The 18,323-nt window shown below is 68.4% G+C and carries 19 protein-coding genes and 1 pseudogene; 8 read left to right on the forward strand and 12 right to left on the reverse strand.

All coding sequences use genetic code 11. The features are described 5' to 3' along the window. Nucleotides 1-481 (forward strand): annotated as a pseudogene (locus AU187_RS07350) (transglycosylase family protein); the annotation flags it as partial. A 16-nt stretch (nt 482-497) separates the two neighbouring features. On the opposite strand, the gene AU187_RS07355 reads toward AU187_RS07350, so the two are convergent. Genes AU187_RS07355 through AU187_RS07370 form a run of 4 tightly spaced genes read right to left on the reverse strand, consistent with a single transcriptional unit; the run spans nt 498 to nt 2,073 of the window. Then, nucleotides 498-926, reverse strand: coding sequence for a molybdenum cofactor biosynthesis protein MoaE (locus tag AU187_RS07355; protein WP_059166484.1), 429 nt, complete (start codon nt 924-926; stop codon nt 498-500). After that, a complete protein-coding gene (locus AU187_RS07360; RefSeq protein ID WP_082684026.1) occupies nt 923-1,399 on the reverse strand; it encodes a MogA/MoaB family molybdenum cofactor biosynthesis protein in 477 nt (158 codons plus the stop codon). The genes AU187_RS07355 and AU187_RS07360 overlap by 4 nt, the downstream gene beginning before the upstream one ends. After that, nucleotides 1,399-1,824 (reverse strand): cyclic pyranopterin monophosphate synthase MoaC, encoded by a 426-nt coding sequence (moaC, locus tag AU187_RS07365; protein ID WP_059098465.1) that lies wholly within the window; start codon nt 1,822-1,824, stop codon nt 1,399-1,401. The genes AU187_RS07360 and moaC overlap by 1 nt, the downstream gene beginning before the upstream one ends. Before the next feature lie 51 nt (nt 1,825-1,875). Next, entirely contained in the window at nt 1,876-2,073 is a 198-nt protein-coding gene (locus tag AU187_RS07370; RefSeq protein WP_059098268.1) for a hypothetical protein, read from the reverse strand. 58 nt (nt 2,074-2,131) lie between these two features. Here AU187_RS07370 and AU187_RS07375 point away from each other — a divergent pair, with 58 nt between their 5' ends. Together AU187_RS07375 and AU187_RS07380 are read left to right on the forward strand one after the other, a co-directional pair. Then, nucleotides 2,132-4,390, forward strand: a complete 2,259-nt coding sequence (locus AU187_RS07375) for a helicase-associated domain-containing protein (protein WP_059166485.1) — start codon at nt 2,132-2,134, stop codon at nt 4,388-4,390. A gap of 143 nt (nt 4,391-4,533) precedes the next feature. After that, nucleotides 4,534-6,183 (forward strand): DNA repair helicase XPB, encoded by a 1,650-nt coding sequence (locus AU187_RS07380; RefSeq protein ID WP_059166486.1) that lies wholly within the window; start codon nt 4,534-4,536, stop codon nt 6,181-6,183. A gap of 10 nt (nt 6,184-6,193) precedes the next feature. On the opposite strand, the gene AU187_RS07385 is transcribed toward AU187_RS07380, so the two are convergent. Continuing rightward, nucleotides 6,194-6,538, reverse strand: coding sequence for a cupin domain-containing protein (locus AU187_RS07385; RefSeq protein WP_059098466.1), 345 nt, complete (start codon nt 6,536-6,538; stop codon nt 6,194-6,196). Nucleotides 6,539-6,734: 196 nt separating this feature from the next. Between AU187_RS07385 and AU187_RS24900 the strand changes: the two genes are divergently transcribed. Then, nucleotides 6,735-7,334 (forward strand): hypothetical protein, encoded by a 600-nt coding sequence (locus AU187_RS24900; protein ID WP_082691771.1) that lies wholly within the window; start codon nt 6,735-6,737, stop codon nt 7,332-7,334. Here the strand turns inward: AU187_RS24900 and AU187_RS07390 are convergent. Then, the gene (locus AU187_RS07390) at nt 7,331-8,323 is read right to left on the reverse strand and encodes an LLM class F420-dependent oxidoreductase (protein WP_059166487.1); all 993 of its coding nucleotides are present in this window, start codon (nt 8,321-8,323) and stop codon (nt 7,331-7,333) included. The genes AU187_RS24900 and AU187_RS07390 overlap by 4 nt on opposite strands. Before the next feature lie 333 nt (nt 8,324-8,656). Between AU187_RS07390 and AU187_RS07395 the strand changes: the two genes are divergently transcribed. Genes AU187_RS07395 through AU187_RS07405 form a run of 3 tightly spaced genes read left to right on the forward strand, consistent with a single transcriptional unit; the run spans nt 8,657 to nt 9,940 of the window. Next, nucleotides 8,657-8,866 (forward strand): hypothetical protein, encoded by a 210-nt coding sequence (locus tag AU187_RS07395; protein ID WP_156425622.1) that lies wholly within the window; start codon nt 8,657-8,659, stop codon nt 8,864-8,866. Between the two features lie 47 nt (nt 8,867-8,913). Beyond that, the gene (locus tag AU187_RS07400; RefSeq protein WP_059098273.1) at nt 8,914-9,339 is read left to right on the forward strand and encodes a pyridoxamine 5'-phosphate oxidase family protein; all 426 of its coding nucleotides are present in this window, start codon (nt 8,914-8,916) and stop codon (nt 9,337-9,339) included. Between the two features lie 4 nt (nt 9,340-9,343). Continuing rightward, nucleotides 9,344-9,940, forward strand: coding sequence for a class I SAM-dependent methyltransferase (locus AU187_RS07405; protein WP_059098274.1), 597 nt, complete (start codon nt 9,344-9,346; stop codon nt 9,938-9,940). On the opposite strand, the gene AU187_RS07410 is transcribed toward AU187_RS07405, so the two are convergent. Genes AU187_RS07410 through AU187_RS07420 form a run of 3 tightly spaced genes read right to left on the reverse strand, consistent with a single transcriptional unit; the run spans nt 9,916 to nt 14,819 of the window. Next, complete coding sequence (locus AU187_RS07410) at nt 9,916-11,406, reverse strand: class I adenylate-forming enzyme family protein (RefSeq protein WP_082684013.1); 1,491 nt, start codon at nt 11,404-11,406, stop codon at nt 9,916-9,918. The genes AU187_RS07405 and AU187_RS07410 overlap by 25 nt on opposite strands. Nucleotides 11,407-11,441: 35 nt before the next feature. Beyond that, nucleotides 11,442-13,598, reverse strand: a complete 2,157-nt coding sequence (locus AU187_RS07415) for a 3-hydroxyacyl-CoA dehydrogenase NAD-binding domain-containing protein (protein WP_059098276.1) — start codon at nt 13,596-13,598, stop codon at nt 11,442-11,444. A 9-nt stretch (nt 13,599-13,607) separates the two neighbouring features. Then, nucleotides 13,608-14,819, reverse strand: a complete 1,212-nt coding sequence (locus AU187_RS07420) for an acetyl-CoA C-acetyltransferase (RefSeq protein ID WP_059098277.1) — start codon at nt 14,817-14,819, stop codon at nt 13,608-13,610. Between the two features lie 226 nt (nt 14,820-15,045). Here AU187_RS07420 and AU187_RS07425 point away from each other — a divergent pair, with 226 nt between their 5' ends. Beyond that, complete coding sequence (locus AU187_RS07425; RefSeq protein WP_059098278.1) at nt 15,046-16,218, forward strand: pyridoxal phosphate-dependent aminotransferase; 1,173 nt, start codon at nt 15,046-15,048, stop codon at nt 16,216-16,218. 47 nt (nt 16,219-16,265) lie between these two features. On the opposite strand, the gene AU187_RS07430 is transcribed toward AU187_RS07425, so the two are convergent. From AU187_RS07430 to AU187_RS07440, 3 genes are read right to left on the reverse strand one after another with little or no spacing between them, the layout of a single operon-like run. Beyond that, nucleotides 16,266-16,724, reverse strand: a complete 459-nt coding sequence (locus AU187_RS07430) for an SRPBCC family protein (RefSeq protein ID WP_059098279.1) — start codon at nt 16,722-16,724, stop codon at nt 16,266-16,268. 9 nt (nt 16,725-16,733) lie between these two features. Then, nucleotides 16,734-17,174, reverse strand: a complete 441-nt coding sequence (locus AU187_RS07435; protein WP_059098280.1) for an SRPBCC family protein — start codon at nt 17,172-17,174, stop codon at nt 16,734-16,736. Between the two features lie 47 nt (nt 17,175-17,221). Further along, the gene (locus AU187_RS07440) at nt 17,222-18,310 is read right to left on the reverse strand and encodes a CaiB/BaiF CoA transferase family protein (protein WP_059098281.1); all 1,089 of its coding nucleotides are present in this window, start codon (nt 18,308-18,310) and stop codon (nt 17,222-17,224) included. Between the last annotated feature and the right edge of the window lie 13 nt (nt 18,311-18,323).

Genomic DNA, 18,323 nt, shown 5'->3' on the forward strand with positions numbered 1-18,323 from the left:
TGCCGCCCCCCCCCCCCCCCCACCGCCGCCAGCACCGGCGCCACCGGCTCCGCCGATCGAGGCACAGCCCGTCGCCAACTGGGATGTCGCTCCGGCCGCACCGGCGCCGGGCGAGCAGCCGCAGCTGTGGTCGCTCCCCGTCGACGCACCGCAGCCTGCACCCGCGCAGCCGCCCGCTCCTCCGGCACCCGCACCGGCGGTCGCTCCGCTCGCGTCGGACAGCGGTGTGCCACACCTCGCGAGCCCGCAGAACCTGCCGCCGGGGACCACTGTCGACCGTTCGCAGGTTTCCACCGACAGCCCGAATGTCGCGTATCTGAAGGAGATCTGGCACGCGATCCAGACGCAGGACGTCAGCGGCAAGGATGCGCTGCTGGCGCTTACGCAGCGGCCGCTGACGACGCCGGATGCACCGGGCGGCCAGGCGCCGAACCTTCCGGTCGCCCCGGCTCCTGCCCCGCCGCCCGCCCCGACGGTCTGATCGCGCTCGACACGCTTTAGGCGGAGTTCACCCACTCGTCGGAGCCGTCGGCGAAGAACTGGTGCTTCCACACCGGTAGCCGCTGCTTGACGACGTCGACCAGGCGAGCGCAGGTCTCGAAGGCCGCCGCGCGATGGTCGGCCGCCACCGCGGCCACCAGCGCAGCATCACCGATCTCGAGAACTCCGATGCGATGGCTGACAGCGACGGCCCGCACGCCCGTCGCCTCGGCGGCGACTTCCGCGGCCACCTCGGCCAGGGTCTGCGCCGCCGAAGGGTGCGCCGAATACTCCAGCCGGATCACCGAGCGGCCGCTGTCGTGATCGCGCACCACACCGGCGAAGCTGACCACCGCTCCTGCGGAGGCGTTTGCGACCAGCGCCTCGTGCTCGGCGGGTTCGATCGGCTGCTCGGACAGGTCGGCGCGCACCACGACGGCCGTCATCGCGAGTGGTCCTTTCCGCAGAGTTGATCCAGCGCGTGCTCGAGGACCCCGTCCAGCACACCCAAGCCGTCCTTGACCCCGCCGGGCGAGCCGGGCAGGTTCACGATCAGCGTGCGACCCTTGACCCCGCACACCCCGCGCGACAGCACCGACGTAGGCACCTTGTCCTCGCCGGCGCGGCGGATCGCGTCGGCCAGCCCGGGAACCTGATAGTCGACGATCTCGGCGGTGGCCTCGGCAGTGCGGTCGGTCGGCGAGATGCCCGTGCCACCGGAGGTGATCACCACGTCGACACCTTCGCCGACGGCGGCTGAGATCGCATCGGCGACCGCGTCGCCGTCCGGTACGACGACCGGCGCTCCAGTGGCGATGTCACGGCCGGTGAGCCAGTCCACGACGATGGGCCCGCAGCGGTCCTCGTACACCCCGGCAGCGGCGCGTGTGGAGGCGATGACGACGCGACCCGAACGCATCAGCGTTCCCACGTTCCCGTCTTGCCGCCCTCTTTGCGCAGCACCCGGATGTCGTCGATGCGGGCGGCCGGGTCGACGGCCTTGATCATGTCGTAGAGGGTCAGCGCGGCCAGGCCGACCGCGGTCAGCGCCTCCATCTCGACGCCGGTGCGGTCGGTGCTACGCACGGTCGCGGTGATATCCACCGCCTCGTCGCCGATCTCGAAGTCGACGTCGACGCCCGTCAGCGCCAACTGATGGCACAGCGGGATGAGGTCGCTGGTGCGCTTGGCCGCCTGGATGCCCGCGATCCGGGCGGTGGCCAGCGCGTCGCCCTTGGGCAGCCCACTCGTGGCGATCATCGCCACGACGTCGGCGGTGGTGTGCAACGTGCCGGCCGCGACGGCCGTGCGCTTGGTGGCGTCCTTGGCGGTGACGTCGACCATGTGCGCCGCGCCGGACTCGTCGACGTGCGAGAGGCGGGCCCGCTCGGACACTTACTTGTTGACGACCGTCACCGGGTGCACGTACGGCAGGTCGTCCGCGGGCAGCGGGAAAGTGAGCTCACCGAAGGGCGACAGCGCGCCGGTCCGGTCGGTGGCAAGCTCACTGACTGCGTGGTCGTCCTCACCGTCGATCGCCGGCCAGCCCGGATCGATGTATCGCTTCTTCCCTTTGTTGTCTGCCACGCCCACATTGTGGCAAATGCCTCGACCGGTGGCGAACGGCCGTACTGCTTTACCCTGGTCAGCAATGACCGACAACGCTCCTGGCGTGCCTCTGGGCGCCTGGTTGGCTGATCTTCCCGACGAGCGGCTCATCCGGCTGCTGGAGTTGCGGCCCGACCTGACCCAACCGCCACCCGGGACGATCGCTGCGCTGGCGGCCCGCGCCCAGGCCCGTCAGTCGGTCAAGGCCGCCACCGATGACCTCGACTTCCTGCGGCTCGCCGTGCTCGACGCGCTGCTGGTGCTGCACGCCGACACCGCCGCCGTCCCGCTGACCAAACTGCTGGAGTTGATCGGTGACCGCGCCGCTGAGGCGGCCGTCGCCGGGGCCGTCGACGATCTGCGCGACCGTGCGCTGGTGTGGGGCGACACGACCGTTCGGGTGGTGGCCGAAGCCGCCGCGGGGCTGCCGTGGTATCCGGGGCAGGCGACCGTCGAGGACACCACGGCAACGCCGGAGGAGATCGCGGCGCGGCTCGAAACGCTCGACGAGGCCCAGTCCGATCTGCTGCGCAAGCTGCTGGAGGGCTCGCCGGTGGGCCGCACCCGCGATGCCGCGCCCGGCACACCACCCGACCGTCCGGTGCAGCGCCTCTTGGCGGCCGGACTGCTGCGCCAGGTGGACGCGGAAACGGTGATTCTGCCGCGTCTGGTCGGCCAGGTGCTGCGCGGCGAACTGCCCGGGCCCGTGCAGTGGACCGAACCCGACCCGGTGGTCGCGACGACGACGGCAGCCGACGCCGACGCGGTGGCTGCAGGAGCTGCCCTGGACCTACTGCGTGAAGTCGAGGTTGTTCTCGAAACCCTGGGGGCCACACCGGTTCCCGAGCTTCGCAGCGGCGGGCTCGGAGTGCGCGACGTCAAGCGGCTGACCAAGATGACCGGCATCGAGGAGCGCAGGCTGGGGCTGATCCTCACGGTGACGGCGGCCGCGGGTCTGATCTCGGCGGGCATGCCCGAGCCCGAACCAGAAGCCGGCGACGGGCCCTACTGGGCGCCGACGGTGTCTGCCGACCGGTTCGTCGAATCGCCGACCGCGGTCAAGTGGCACCTGATGGCCACGGCGTGGCTGGACCTGCCCGGTCGGCCGGGCCTGATCGGCAGCCGCGGACCTGACAACAAACCCTATGCCGCGCTGTCGGATTCGTTGTTCTCGACCGCAGCGCCGCTGGACCGCAAGTTGTTGCTCGAAATGCTCGCGAGCCTTCCGCCGGGCGCGGGCGTCGAGGCGACGGAGGCGTCGCGCGCGATGATCTGGCGCAGGCCGCGCTGGGGGGCGCGGCTGCAACCGGCGCCGGTCGCCGACCTGCTGACGGAGGCACACGCGCTGGGCCTGGTGGGCCGCGGCGCGATCGCCACCCCGGCCCGGGCGCTGCTCGCCGACGCCGCCGGCGATGACGTGGTCAAGGAGATGGAGCGGATCCTGCCCGCGCCGATCGACCACTTCCTGCTCCAGGCCGACCTGACGGTGATCGTGCCGGGGCCGCTGCAACGCGACCTGGCCGAAGAACTGGCCGCAGTGGCGAGCGTGGAGTCTGCGGGCGCAGCAATGGTGTACCGCATCAGCGAGGCGTCGATCCGGCGGGCGCTCGACACCGGGCGGACCGCCGGTGAGCTGCACGCCCTGTTCGCCCGGCACTCCAAAACCCCTGTGCCGCAAGGACTGACGTATCTCATCGACGACGTTGCGCGCAGGCACGGCCAGCTTCGCGTCGGAAAGGCAGCATCGTTCGTGCGGTGCGAGGACGCCGCACTGCTGGCGCAGGCGGTGTCCGCGCCGGCGGCCGAAGCCCTGGAGATGCGGCTGCTCGCGCCGACCGTCGCGGTGTCCCAGGCGCCGATCTCCGAGGTGCTCGCCGCGCTGCGGCAAGCCGGCTTCGCCCCGGCAGCCGAGGACTCGACCGGCACCATCGTCGACATCCGGGCGCGCGGCGCGCGGGTGCCTGCCCCGCCCGGGCGTCGGCGCACCTACCGACTCCCGCCGACCCCGACCAGTCAGACGCTGGCCGCCATCGTCGCGGTGCTGCGCAAGGTGGCGTCCGCCCCGACGGGCGGGATGCGACTGGACCCGGCCGTGGCGATCACCCAGTTACAGGAGGCCGCGCATATGCAGGCTTCCGTCGTGGTCGGCTACGTCGACCCCGCAGGGGTGGCGACGCAGCGTGTCGTCGCACCGATCAACGTGCGCGGAGGCCAGTTGACCGCCTACGACCCGGCGTCGGGGCGGGTTCGTGACTTCGCCGTCCACCGGATCACGTCGGTGGTCACCGCCGACGACGACTGACGCTCGCTTTGCGCGAGCGGGCGCGCCTGCACACCACACGCGACGGAAAAGCAGCAGTTCACGCATGCTCGCCGGTGCCGAGGTCGGGCGGTTCTGGATAATGGACCGGATGACCAGCCAGCGAGAAGCGCAGCGGATCGCGCATGACTGACGGCCCCCTGATCGTGCAGTCCGACAAGACCGTGCTGCTCGAAGTCGACCACGAGCAGGCGGGCGCCGCGCGTGCGGCCATCGCCCCGTTCGCCGAACTCGAACGTGCGCCCGAGCATGTGCACACCTACCGGATCACCCCGCTGGCGCTGTGGAACGCCCGCGCGGCGGGGCACGACGCCGAGCAGGTCGTCGACGCGCTGGTGACCTTCTCCCGGTACGCGGTGCCGCAGCCGCTGCTGGTCGACATCGTCGACACCATAGCCCGCTACGGCCGCCTGCAGCTGGTGAAGAGCCCGGTGCACGGCCTGACCCTGGTCAGCTTGGACCGCGCGGTGCTGGAGGAGGTGCTGCGCAACAAGAAGATCGCGCCGATGCTCGGTGCGCGTATCGACGACGACACCGTCATGGTGCACAACAGCGAGCGCGGCCGCGTCAAGCAGATGCTGCTCAAGATCGGTTGGCCCGCAGAAGATCTGGCCGGCTACGTCGACGGGGAGAAGCACCCGATCAGCCTCGCGCAGGACGGCTGGCATCTGCGCGACTACCAGCAGATGGCCACCGAGTCGTTCTGGGAGGGCGGATCGGGGGTCGTCGTGCTGCCGTGCGGTGCGGGCAAGACGCTCGTCGGTGCGGCCGCGATGGCGAAGGCCTCGGCGACGACCCTGATCCTGGTGACCAACACCGTCGCGGGCCGGCAGTGGAAGCGTGAGCTGATCAACCGAACGTCGTTGACCGAGAACGAGATCGGCGAGTACTCCGGTGAGCGCAAGGAGATCCGCCCGGTCACGATCGCCACCTACCAGGTCATCACGCGTCGCACCAAGGGCGAATACCGCCACTTGGAATTGTTCGACAGCCGGGACTGGGGGCTGATCATCTACGACGAGGTGCACCTACTGCCGGCCCCGGTGTTCCGAATGACCGCCGACCTGCAGTCACGTCGTCGACTTGGGTTGACCGCCACGCTGATTCGCGAGGACGGCCGCGAAGGTGACGTGTTCTCGCTGATCGGGCCGAAGCGGTACGACGCGCCCTGGAAGGACATCGAGGCCCAGGGCTGGATCGCGCCCGCCGAGTGCGTCGAAGTGCGCGTGACGATGACCGACAACGAGCGGATGCTCTATGCGACCGCCGAGCCCGACGAGCGCTACAAACTGTGCTCGACGGTGCACACCAAGATCGCGGTGGTCAAATCGATCCTCGACAAGCACAAGGGCGAGCCGACGCTGGTGATCGGCGCCTACCTCGACCAACTCGAAGAACTCGGAGCCGAACTCGACGCGCCCGTCATCCAGGGCTCGACGAAGACCGCTGAGCGCGAAGCGCTGTTCGATTCGTTCCGCCGTGGCGAGATCCCGACGCTGGTGGTGTCCAAGGTCGCCAACTTCTCCATTGATCTGCCGGAAGCTTCTGTGGCGGTGCAGGTTTCAGGTACCTTCGGTTCCCGGCAGGAGGAGGCTCAGCGGTTGGGCCGGCTGCTGCGGCCCAAGGCCAGTGGCGGCGGCGCGATGTTCTACTCGGTGGTCTCCCGCGACAGCCTCGACGCCGAGTACGCCGCTCACCGTCAGCGGTTCCTTGCCGAGCAGGGCTACGGCTACGTCATCAAGGACGCCGACGACCTGCTCGGCCCGGCGATCTAGCGGCTCGCGATCAGATATGCGGCCCAACGGGATTCGACACGGTCAGTAGCACGGCCGAGTCCTCGATCGCCTGCAGACCGTGCCGCGACTTCGGCACCACGATGTGATCGCCCGCCGAACCCTCCCAGTTCGCCGACTCATGGGTCAGCCGCACCCGACCGTGCAGCACGTGAAGGGTGGCCTCCCCGTTCGTCTCGTGGTCGTCGAGCTTGGAGCCGCCGGTCAAGGCGATCAGCGTCTGACGCAGCGAGTGCTCGTGGCCGCCGTAGACGGTGTGCGCGCTACGCCCGCTTCGCGCGGCACGGGCGGTTTCGAGTTGCTCACGCGCGAGTGCGGTCAGGGAGGTCTTGTTCATCGCAAGCTTCCTTCCGAGACGGCCGAGCACGCCCACCCGCGTGTGGGCCATGGATCGTCTCAATCGAGGGCTGTTCGATCGCGGTATGGCAAGAAGACAATCCTAAAGGTCGCGGGCACCGAGGAGGGGTCGGGCCGCGATACGCCACCGCTCGTACCTGCGCGCCTTCCGCGGTGAGCCGCTAGCCTCACTATCCATGACCAGACGCCGGCGCGCTCGTGCCCTCTCATCCGTCGAGGCCGCCCAGACCGCGCTGGCCGGCGTCGCGGCCGGTCTCGCAGCACTCGCCACTGCCGGCCTCGCCAGTGCGGATCCCGAGATCCCGGCCCCGCCGACGCCCGCGCCCGCCGTCGCCGACGCACCTCCGGCGCCGGGACAGCCCTATGTCGCGCCCGCGGACGCGGCCGATCCCCCACCCGCGCCGCCGCCCGTCGGCGCTCCGCCGGTTCCCGAGATCGCGAACCCCCAGTACGGTCAGGGCTCGAGGCCTGGTCCCCTGGGCTTCCTCAGGGACGCCTGGCAACAGGCTCAGGACCCTTTCGGGTTCACCGGAATGCCGCCCGGTCAGGTACCCGCGGGAGCCCCGCCACCGCCCGGGGCCGGGCCCGCGCCGCAGCTGCCACCCGGATACACGTCAATAACCGCGCCGGAGTCCAACGGCCCACCGGTGGCGCCACCGGCAGGAGGCGGCCCTCCGCTGCCGCCCGGATACCACTCCCTGGACGGCCCACCGCCGCCCGGTTACTACGACGCTCCAGCCGCACCGACTCCGGGGCCGGTTCCGCCGACGCCCTAGCTCAGCGCGGGGATGACCTGTCGTTCGAAGAGTTCGATTCCGGAGCGGTCGTACGCGGCTTCGGGGAAGTAGAGGATGGCGTACTCGCAGCCCAATTGCCGCATCTTCTCCAGCTTTTCGACGACCTGTTCCGGTGTGCCGCTTGCGGATTCGGGCGCGGAGACGGTACTCAACATCGCGTCCACCGCTGACTCGTCGGCCTTGGCGACCTGCCGCGCGCGCACCCTGCCCACCCGGTCCTTGACGTCGGCCTCCGACTCGCCGATGACCGCGTTGAAGTTGGCCGAGCGCACGATCGCGTTGTAGTCGGTGCCGACCTCGCGGCAGTGGTCGGCCAGCACCTGCGACTTGTGCGCGAACCCTCCAGGCTCGGAGGTGAAGTTGGTGTACTGGGCGTACCTGGCGGCGATGCGCAGCGTCACCTTCTCGCCGCCGCCGGCGATCCACATCGGAATCCCGCCTTCCTGCAACGGCTTCGGCTCGACTATCGCTCCGGCGACCTGGTAGTGCTTGCCGTCGAAGCTGACCTTCCCGGCCCGCCAGGCGTCGCGCATGATCCGCACTCCCTCGTCGAGGCGGGCCAGCCGCTCCCCGGCGGACGGGAACCCGTATCCGTAAGCGCGCCATTCGTGTTCGTACCAGCCGGCCCCGATGCCCATCTGGACCCGGCCGCCCGAGATGACGTCTGCGGTGGCGGCGACCTTGGCCAGGTACACCGGGTTGCGGTAGCTCATCGCCGTACACATCTGGCCGAGCTTGATCCGTGACGTCGTCGCTGCGTACGCCGCCATCAGCGTCCACGCCTCGTGGGTGGCCTCGGAGGTGGGAACCGGCACGGTGTGGAAGTGGTCGTACACCCACAGCGAATCCCAGGCGTCGCTGCCGTCGGCGTAGGCGGCGAGGTCGTGCATCACCTTCCACTGGTCCTCGGGTGGGATGCCGATCAGATCGAGTCGCCAGCCCTGCGGGATGAACAGTCCGAAGCGCATGGCACCCGACTTTAAGCCACCGGCGACGCCGGGTCAGTAGGGCGCGAGGCGCGTCCGAGTGGTGTCGGTCGGGCATCATTTCCGGCGGCTGCCACACCCGCGCCGCGCCGCCTACCGCGCAAAGCACTTAGCTGCGCTTCACATGATCACCATGCAGCGGGGAGTTGTCGGGGCATGCGTCGACAGCGCCACCCCGCATCCCGCCTCAGCCACGCGGGCGCGCGCCGCACAGGCCAAAAAGCCCGTGCCGGTTCGCTGACCGGCGGTTTCTGTTGTATGGTGTGGCTCACAGACCAAGCTGTGTGTGACCTGAGCCACAATGAGGAGGCGGTCGTGGCCCGTGATCGGATCACCCGGATGGAGTCTCACCCCGCGCGTCACAACGGCGCCATCGGGGTCCGCTGGTTCTACGCGCTTTTGCTGGCGCTCATCGCCATCGCCGCCGTCGCCGGCATCGTGAGCACCGCGGCGATGGGTCAGACGCCCGTCGCGATCGCAATCGGCATCGTCACGCTCGCCTTCTTCTCCCGGATCGGGTGCTGACGCTCGATCCGCCGGATCATGTCAGAGGCCGCGGCTAACCTGGCGCCATGGCCCTGTCGAAGGACGAACGCGAACAATTCCTGGCCGAACCTCATGTCGCTGCGCTGTCGGTGAGTGCGGGCGACAAGCGCGGTCCGCTGACCGTGCCCGTCTGGTACCAATACAGCCCCGGCGGTGAGCCGTGGGTCCTCACCGGTGACGGCTCGCGCAAGCACCGGCTCATCGAGACCCAAGGCGAATTCACGCTGATGGTCGAGCGGATCGAACCGACGGTGCGCTACGTGGCGGTCGACGGCCCGGTCAGTCGGATCGAGCCGGGCACCGACGAGCACCTCGTCGAGGTCGCCAAACGCTATCTGCCGCCCGAGAAAGTCGACGACTACCTCGAGTACGCGCGCCGCGAGCACGGCGAGAGCGTAGTGATCTTCATGAAGCCTCAGCACTGGCTGTCGTCAGATCTCGGTTCGTTCTGAGCCGATGTCGTCACGGCAGCTGCTGTTCAACGTCTTCTACCGGCTGGGGTTCACGCCGTGGGACGGCCACCCCCTGCCCGCCAGCCTGCGCAACCTCGTCGAAGGCGTCGACGCGCTGCCCGCCGGCAGCGCACTCGATCTCGGCTGCGGCACCGGCGACACTTCGATCTATCTCGCCCGGCACGGCTGGCGCGTCACGGGTGTCGACTACGTCGCCAAGGCGGTGAACACGGCGAGAGCCAAGGCCGCCGCGGCGAAGGTCGACGTGACGTTCACTCGGGCCGACGTGACCCGGTTGTCCGCCGAAGGCGTCGGCTCGGACTTCGACCTCATCGTCGACAGCGGCTGCCTGCACGGGATGAGCGCCGACGATCGCGACGCCTACGTCCGCGAGGTCACCGCGGTGGCCGCACCCGACGCGCGACTTCTCCTCGTCGAATTCGTCCCCGGCGAACGGTTCGGAGTGCCGGGCATCGAGCCGGCCGAGGTGCAACGGCGGTTCGCAACAGGCTGGTCCCTGCTGTCGACCGGGGACGAGCCGGAAGTCGCTCACGACGGCGGGCACGCGCCCCGCCACTACCTCTTCGCGCGCAGTTCGTAAAGCGCCGCGACGGCCGGCAGGCTCACCTTCAGCGCCGGGTTGCGCGGCAGTTCGTCGACGGCTGCGAAAGCCACCGGCACGTTGTACACCGGCAGGGTCGAGCGGACCAGCTCGGCCAACTCGTCCTCGGACGGTACCGGCGACCCGGGCGTCACCTCGATCGCCGCGAACGGCACTTCGCCCAGACGCGCGTCGGGCACCCCGACAACGCAGGCATCACGCACGGCGGGATGCGAAATGAGAACGCGCCTAACGGTTTCCGGCAGTATCTTGAACCCGCCGCGGTTGATGGCGCCATCGGCCCTGCCGTGTAGCGTGACGAAACCGTCGGCGTCGATCGAGGCGATGTCGGTGGTGCGGATCCAGTCCGATCCGATTGCAGCGACCTTGGCTTCCAGCAGACCCTGCTCTCCGGTGGGGAGCTCGGCGCCGGTGTCGGGGTCGACGACACGCAACTGGACATCGGGCAGTGCCCTACCGACGCTGTTGCGCTTGGCCGAACCGAATTCGCGCGCCATCTCCGGAGTCCACGCGCACAGCGAGCCCGCGAATTCCGTTGCGCCGTAAGCCAGCATGATCGGAATGGCGTACTTTGCCTCGAACTCGTCGCGGGTCTCCGGATCGAGCGGACCCGAGGCGCTGATCAGAAAATCCAGCGACGCGAGATCCTCCTTGGCGACCTCGGCGTCCAGCAGCATCCTGACGACGGCCGGCTGAACGCCCGAACGCCTGATTCGGTGCCGCTTCACCGCGTCCACGTAAGCCTCGACGCTGAACCGCTCGAGCATCGCGATCCGCCTGCCGTTGTAAATGCCCGCGATCAGTTGGCACACACCGATTCCGCCGAACTGCCAGTACGCGAGCTCGGGCGGGGCGTCGTCGGCCGCGGCCTCGCCGCTGGTGACGCTGAAGACCGTGCGTTCGAGCACCGCCGTCTTGATCGACTGCCGTTTGGGCGGGCCCGTCGTTCCGCTGGTCAGGATCTGCAGCGCCACTCCAGGTTCCGCGTGCGCGTGCGAGCGGCTCGGGTTGCGACGTTCCAGCCCCGGAACCGCGGCGACGGTCGGCGATCGCGATGAGATCGCCACGCCGACGCTTCCCGTTCGCCTCGCGGCGCCGACGACGGGTGCCGCCCAGTCGTCGACGTCGGCGATGATGGCCGACAGCCGCAGCGTCTCGACGTCACGGCCGATCGCCTCCGGTGACTGAAACGAGTAGATCATCGACACTGTGCGACCGGCGCCGAGAAACCCGATGATCGCCGCGGCGTGGGGTAGCCGGTTGCGCACCACGAGCCCGACCGGGGCGTCGTCGGCAACACCCGCGGTCCGCAGGGCCTCGGCGACGGCGACGCCGTACGCCGCCACCTCGTCGCCGGTGTACCAGCGGCCCTCGAACTCGATGCACGGCTTGTCGCCGTAGCCGGCCAGCCCCGCCGCGAATTCGTCGGTGAAGCTCTGGGGCACGGTGGCCAATCTAGCGGCCACCGCCCCAGTGAGCGCTACGGAGTCAGGGAGGCCGGCGGGTTGAACCGCTCGCCGTACTTGGCGGCCAGCTCCTTGGCGCGGGCCACGAACGCCTCCCTGCCGATGCCGCCCGCGCCCTGGTAGCCGACGATGAACTGCGCCGAACCACCGGTGTACGGCGGGAAGCCGATGCCCATGATCGAGCCGATGTTCGCGTCGGCAGTCGAGGTCAGCACGCCTTCGTCGAGGCACTTCTGGGTCTCCAGCGCCTCGGCGAACAGCATGCGATCGATCATGTCTTGCAGCGGGATTTGAGACGTTGAAGTGGAGCCGGACTTGAACGTTTCCCGCAGGCCCGGCCACAGACCGGTGCGCTTGCCGTCGACGTACTCGTAGAAGCCGGCGCCCTTCAGGCGGCTCGGTCGACCGATCTCGATCATCTTCTCGACGACCGCCTCGGCCGGATGCGGCTCGTAGGTGCCGCCGGTCGACTCGACACCCTTGCGGGTGGCGACGGCGATCTTGTGCATCAGCTCGAGGTTGAGCTCGTCGGACAGCTGTAGCGGCGGCGCCGGATAGCCGGCCTGCGAACCCGCCGCCTCGATCGATGCCGGCTCCACACCCTCGCCGAGCATGGCCAGCGCCTCGTTGACGAAGGTGCCGATCACGCGGCTGGTGAAGAACCCGCGGCTGTCGTTGACGACGATCGGGGTCTTGCCGATGGCCAGCGTGTAGTCGAACACCCGGGCCAGCGCCTCGTCAGAGGTCTTCTCGCCCTTGATGATCTCTACCAGCGGCATCTTGTCCACCGGTGAGAAGAAGTGGATGCCGATGAAGTCCTCCTGGCGCTTCACACCGGTCGCCAGACCGGTGATCGGCAGCGTCGAGGTGTTCGACCCCAGCAGCGCGTTCGGTTCGACGATGTCCTCGATCTCCTGGAAGACCTTGTGCTTGAGGTCCTGGTCCTCGAACACCGCCTCGATGACGAAGTCCACGCCCTTGAGGTCGGCCGGGTCGCCGGTCGGGGTGATGCGATCGAGGAGCGCCCTGGACTTTTCCTCGGTGGTCCGCCCCCGCTCGAGCGCCTTGGCCTCGAGTTTCTCGGAGTACCCCTTGCCCTTCTGCGCGGCCTCGAGGCTGACATCTTTGAGGATGACATCGAAGCCGGCTTTGGCCGACACGTAGGCGATACCGGCGCCCATCATGCCCGCGCCGAGCACGCCAATCTTGTTGATCTTGACCGGCTCGATGCCCTCGGGGCGGCTGCCGCCGCCGTTGATGTACTGCAGGTCCAGGAAGAACGCCTGGATCATGTTCTTGGCGGTCTGGCCGGTGACGAGTTGCGTGAAGTAGCGGCTCTCGATGCGGCTCGCGGTGTCGAAGTCGACCTGCGCGCCCTCGACGGCCGCGTCGAGAATCGCGCGCGGCGCCGGCATCGGCGCACCCTTGAGCTGCTTCTTCAACAGCGCGGGGAACGACGGCAAAATGCTCGCCAGGCCAGGCGACGACGGGGTGCCGCCGGGCATCTTGTAGCCCTTGGCATCCCACGGCTGGGTGTGACTTTCCGGATTCGCCTTGATCCAGGCCTTGGCGGCCGGCAACAGTTCCTCGACGCTGCTGACGAGTTCGTCGACCAGGCCGGTGTCCTTGGCCTTGCCCGGCTTGAACCGGGTGCCCTGCGAGAGCACCTCCATGAACGCCTTCTGGATGCCGAACATCCGCACGGTGCGGGTGACGCCGCCGCCGCCGGGCAGCAGGCCCAGCGTGACCTCGGGCAGTCCGATGACCGAACCCTTCACGTCGGCAGCGATGCGGTGATGACACGCCAGCGCGATCTCCAGGCCGCCGCCCAGCGCGGCGCCGTTGATGGCGGCCACGACCGGCTTGCCCAGCGTCTCGAGCTTGCGCAGGTCGGCCTTGATGGACTCGACCTCGTCGAACGCCTCGGCGGCGTTGTCGGGGCCGACGTTCATCATGCCCTTGAGGTCACCGCCGGCGAAGAAGGTCTTCTTCGCGCTGGTGATGACGACGCCGGTGATCGAGTCCTTCTCGGCCACAAGGCGTTCGACGGCGTTGTGCATCGACTCCTTGTAGTGCTCGTTCATCACGTTGGCCGAGCCGGTCGGGTCATTCAACGTCAGGGTGACGATGCCGTCGGCGTCCTTGTCCCACTGAATGGTGTTCTCTGCCATTGCTTTTCCTTAGACTCGCTCGATGATGGTGGCCACGCCCATGCCGCCGCCCACGCACAGCGTGATCAGCGCGCGCCGGGCGCCCCGACGCTCGAGCTCGTCGACCATGGTTCCGGTGATCATGGCGCCCGTGGCGCCCAGCGGATGGCCCATCGCGATGGCGCCGCCGTTGACGTTGAGTTTCTCATCGGGGATGTTGAGGTCCTTCTGGAACTTCAGCACCACCGACGCGAACGCCTCGTTCAGCTCGAACAGGTCGATGTCGTCGACCGTCAGGCCGGCCCGGTCGAGCACCTTGCGAGTGGCCGGCGTCGGGCCGGTGAGCATGATGATCGGATCGCTACCGCTGGTCGCGGTCGCCACGATCCGGGCGCGCGGCGTCAAACCCTGTGAGGTGCCTGCCTTCTCTGAGCCGACGAGCACCAGCGCCGCACCGTCGACGATGCCCGAGCTGTTGCCGCCGGTGTGCACATGGTTGATCTTCTCGATCCAGTGGTACTTCTGCAGCGCCACGTCGTCGAAACCGCCCATCGCACCGATGCCGTCGAACGCGGTCTTGAGCTGGCCCAGGCTCTCCACCGTGGTGCCCGGACGCATGTGCTCGTCGTGGTCGAGGATCACCAGACCGTTCTGGTCCTTGACCGGCACCACGGATTTCGCGAAGTAACCGCCCGACCACGCCGCGGCTGCGCGTTCCTGCGACCGCGCGGCGTAGGCGTCGACATCCTCGCGCGAGAAGCCCTCGATGGTGGCGATCAGATCCGCGCCGATGCCCTGCGGCACAAAGCCGACCGCGTAATTCGTCTCCGGGTCGGTCGCCCAGGCGCCACCGTCCGAACCCATCGGGACCCGACTCATCGACTCCACACCACCGGCGAGCACCAGGTCGTCCCAGCCCGAACGGACTTTCTGCGCGGCAGTGTTGACCGCCTCCAGGCCGGAGGCGCAGAACCGGTTGAGCTGCACACCACCGGTGGTCTCCGGAAGGCCCGCCGCGATCACCGCAGTGCGCGCGATGTCGCCGCCCTGATCGCCCACCGGCGATACGACGCCGAGGATGACGTCGCTGATCAGGTTCTCGTCCAGATCGGGAAAGCGCAGCCGCATCTCATCGATCAAGCCGGTGACCAGGTTGATCGGCTTGACCTCGTTGAGCGCACCGTTCTTGTTCTTGCCGCGAGGCGTACGAATCGCCTCGTAGATGAAGGCTTCTTCAGACATGAAGATATTTCCTCTTCAGATTGGGTTCCGGGACGCCTGTCCAGATGGACGGTAGTCCTCCGCCCGGCAGCCTAACAGTTTCGGCCAACCTGTTGGTTGGCCGGGCGGTCGGCGGTAATGCTGACACAATGTCGCGCTGAGGGTTCCGCCGAGGCTATATATCCATGGCGACGCTGTCAGGCTGACATTGCGACTAGGTGGGTTCAAAACCTTAGGCTCGACAGCCGTGACAGTCAGACGGCTCCAGCCCTATGCGGTGACGATCTTCGCCGAGATGTCTGCGCTGGCCACCCGGATCGGCGCCGTCAACCTCGGCCAGGGCTTCCCCGACGAAGACGGTCCGCCCGCGATGCTCGAGGTCGCCGAGCAGGCGATCGCCGAGGGCGTCAACCAGTACCCACCCGGTCTCGGCATCCCGCCGTTGCGCCAAGCCATCGCCGCGCAGCGCGAACGCCACTTCGGCACCCCATACGACCCCGACTCCGAGGTCCTGGTGACCGTCGGCGCCACCGAAGCCATCGCGGCCGCTGTCCTCGGCCTCGTCGAGCCCGGATCCGAGATCCTGCTGATCGAACCGTTCTACGACTCCTACTCCCCCGTGATCGCGATGGCGGGCTGCCAGCGCCGCGCGGTCCCGTTGGTCCAGGACGGCCGCGGGTTCCGGATCGACGTCGACGGGCTTCGGAAGGCACTCACGCCGAACACGAAGGCGCTGATCGTCAACTCGCCGCACAACCCGACCGGGATGGTGGCCGGCGACGACGAACTACGCGCGCTGGCCGAACTCGCCGTCGAGGCCGACCTGCTGGTGATCACCGACGAGGTCTACGAGCATCTGGTGTTCGACGGGCACCGCCACATCCCGCTGGCCTCCTATCCCGGGATGGCCGAGCGCACGATCACGATCTCCAGTGCGGCCAAGATGTTCAACGTGACCGGCTGGAAGATCGGATGGGCCTGCGGCGCAGCCGATCTCATCGCCGGCGTGCGTGCCGCCAAACAGTACATGTCCTACGTCGGCGGCGCGCCGTTCCAGCCCGCGGTCGCGCACGCACTCAACAACGAAGAGGCATGGGTGACGTCGCTGCGGGATTCCCTGCAGGCCAAGCGCGACCGACTGGGCGAAGCGCTGACGGAGTTGGGTTTCGAGGTGCACGACAGCTCCGGAACCTACTTCCTGTGCGCCGACCCGCGGCCGCTCGGCTTCACCGACAGCGCCACGTTCTGTGCGGACCTGCCGCACAGCGCCGGAGTGGCCGCGATTCCGATGTCGGCCTTCTGCGATCCGGGCGCCGAGCACGCCGGTGCGTGGAATCACCTGGTGCGTTTCGCGTTCTGCAAAAAGGACGACACGCTAGACGAGGCGATCCGCCGGTTGGCCGCACTGCGCCGGCCCTGACTCTGGCGACGATTTCCGTCGGCAGATTCACAATCGAGACGCCTGGGCTACTCCGGCTGACCGGATGGCTTGCCGCCCAACACCCGTCGGCGCAGACCCTCCACCTGCGCGTCGATCACCGACTTGCCGACCCGCTCGATGAGGAAATCCGGGATGAGCGAGTCGGTTTCGGCGGTGACGTCCATCCGCACAGTCGTCGATGTTCGCGTGTAGTCCGGCCGCAGCGTGTACTCGATGTGCTGCGAGTACCGCTGTGTGGTGCGTTCTGAGTCATACACCAGCCAATCAGGCCCCCAACGGTATTCGAGAATGTCATCGAACACCTTGCCGAGCACCTTGACCGCGGTGTGCACGTGGTGGGGACGGCCGTCCTCGTAGGTGTCCAGAACGTCGGCGCACTTGAAGGCGGGCGAGTATGACGGCAGCGAGCCGACATCGGCCAACGCGGCCATGACGGCTTCCGGTGGCGCTTCGATGACGATCTCGCGTGATGTCCGTACGGCCACGGGGTGCTCCTACCGTGCGTCCGCCATCACTCGTCGCCGGAGGTGCTCGGTCGCGACGTCGAGCACCATCTTCTTCGCGCGGCGCAGCAGGAAGTCGGGAATCGGCGCGGCCAGGTCGATGACGATGTCGAAGCGCACGCGCGTGCGATCCTCGCCGACGGGGGTGAGGTTGTACTCGCCGTGCTGACCGCGCTGCTGCAGGGTGGCTTCGGCGTCCCAGACCACCCAGTTGTCACCCCAGTGGTATTCGAGCACTTCCTTGTCGGTGACGCCCATGATCTTGAACGTCGCCTTGACGTGATGGGGACGCCCGTCGGGATGCCGGTCGAGCACTTCGGCGCGTTTGTGCACGGGCGACCACGTGGGAACGGCGTCGATGTCGGCGAGCGCGTCCAAGATCGCATCCTTGGGCGCTTCGAAAACCACTTCCCTCGATGCCCGGACCGCCATGTGGCAATCGTAAGTAGCTCGACAGCCGCGTGTATAGGACCTTCCAGCTAATTCTCCGGCCAGTCGATGTCGGCGATCGGAGTCGCGGCCTGCGGCGGGGAACCGATCGGACCCGCCGGCGTCCGGGAGAACCGCGGCGCCGGCGCCGCCTGGTCGACGCCGTTGACCTGCACCAAAGTTGACCGGCCGCGCAGGTGGTCGTTCTGCGCGGCCTCACTCCATGTCAGTACCGGTGTCACGCACGCGTCGGTGCCCGCAAAGATCGCTGCCCATTCGTCACGAGTCTTGCTCGCAAACCGGTCGGCGAACAGCCTGTGCATCTGTGGAAACGCGGACTTGTCCGACTGCCGCGGCACCTCGTCGGCACTCAACCCCAGGCCATGAAGCAACTGCGCGAAGAACTGCGGTTCGATCGCGCCGACCGCCATGTACTTGCCGTCGGCGGTCTCGTAGGTGCGGTAGAACGGTGCGCTGCCGTCGAGCATGAACGACTCCCGGTCGTCGCTCAGCGTGCCGGTCGACTTCATCGTCCACATGTCCTGAACCAGCACGGACACGCCGTCGACCATCGCTGCGTCGATCACTTGCCCTTGGCCGGAGCACTCCCGCTCGTAGAGCGCCGACACGATGCCCACCAGCACCAGCATCGATCCGCCGCCGAAGTCGGCCACCAGGTTCAGCGGCGTCACCGGCGGCCGGTCGCGGTAGCCGATGGCCGCCAACGCGCCGGTCTGCGACAGGTAGTTGATGTCGTGGCCGGCGGTCTGAGCCAGCGGGCCGTGCTGACCCCAGCCGGTGATTCGAGCGAAGATCAGCCGCGGGTTCACCGCCGCGCAGTCGTCGGGTCCGATTCCCAGTCGTTCACAGGTGCCGGGCCGGAACGCGTCGATGAGCACGTCGGCCTTCGCGACCAAAGCCAGCAGCGAGGCCGGGTCCTTCTTCAAGTCGAGGTCGACGACGCGCTTGCCGCGGTGCAGCAGGTCGACGTTCTCTGCCGGCATCTGCAGCCCGCCGGGCCTGCGCACCCGCACCACGTCGGCGCCGAGGTCGGCCAGCATCATCGCGGCGTGCGGTCCGGGCCCGATGCCGCCGAGCTCGATGACCTTCACTCCCGCGAGGGGTCCTTGGCTCGTCATGAGTCGCAGACTA

This window comes from Mycobacterium sp. IS-1556, from assembly GCF_001499985.1.
Taxonomy (GTDB): domain Bacteria; phylum Actinomycetota; class Actinomycetes; order Mycobacteriales; family Mycobacteriaceae; genus Mycobacterium.

Coding starts and splice junctions, on each gene's coding strand:
- AU187_RS07355 (WP_059166484.1), bottom strand. CDS start 926: ATGACGGCCGTCGTGGTGCGCGCCGACCTGTCCGAGCAGCCGATCGAA.
- AU187_RS07360 (WP_082684026.1), bottom strand. CDS start 1,399: ATGCGTTCGGGTCGCGTCGTCATCGCCTCCACACGCGCCGCTGCCGGG.
- AU187_RS07380 (WP_059166486.1), top strand. CDS start 4,534: ATGACTGACGGCCCCCTGATCGTGCAGTCCGACAAGACCGTGCTGCTC.
- AU187_RS24900 (WP_082691771.1), top strand. CDS start 6,735: ATGACCAGACGCCGGCGCGCTCGTGCCCTCTCATCCGTCGAGGCCGCC.
- AU187_RS07400 (WP_059098273.1), top strand. CDS start 8,914: ATGGCCCTGTCGAAGGACGAACGCGAACAATTCCTGGCCGAACCTCAT.
- AU187_RS07440 (WP_059098281.1), bottom strand. CDS start 18,310: ATGACGAGCCAAGGACCCCTCGCGGGAGTGAAGGTCATCGAGCTCGGC.
- moaC (WP_059098465.1), bottom strand. CDS start 1,824: ATGGTCGACGTCACCGCCAAGGACGCCACCAAGCGCACGGCCGTCGCG.
- AU187_RS07390 (WP_059166487.1), bottom strand. CDS start 8,323: ATGCGCTTCGGACTGTTCATCCCGCAGGGCTGGCGACTCGATCTGATC.
- AU187_RS07375 (WP_059166485.1), top strand. CDS start 2,132: ATGACCGACAACGCTCCTGGCGTGCCTCTGGGCGCCTGGTTGGCTGAT.
- AU187_RS07405 (WP_059098274.1), top strand. CDS start 9,344: ATGTCGTCACGGCAGCTGCTGTTCAACGTCTTCTACCGGCTGGGGTTC.
- AU187_RS07415 (WP_059098276.1), bottom strand. CDS start 13,598: ATGGCAGAGAACACCATTCAGTGGGACAAGGACGCCGACGGCATCGTC.
- AU187_RS07385 (WP_059098466.1), bottom strand. CDS start 6,538: ATGAACAAGACCTCCCTGACCGCACTCGCGCGTGAGCAACTCGAAACC.
- AU187_RS07420 (WP_059098277.1), bottom strand. CDS start 14,819: ATGTCTGAAGAAGCCTTCATCTACGAGGCGATTCGTACGCCTCGCGGC.
- AU187_RS07435 (WP_059098280.1), bottom strand. CDS start 17,174: ATGGCGGTCCGGGCATCGAGGGAAGTGGTTTTCGAAGCGCCCAAGGAT.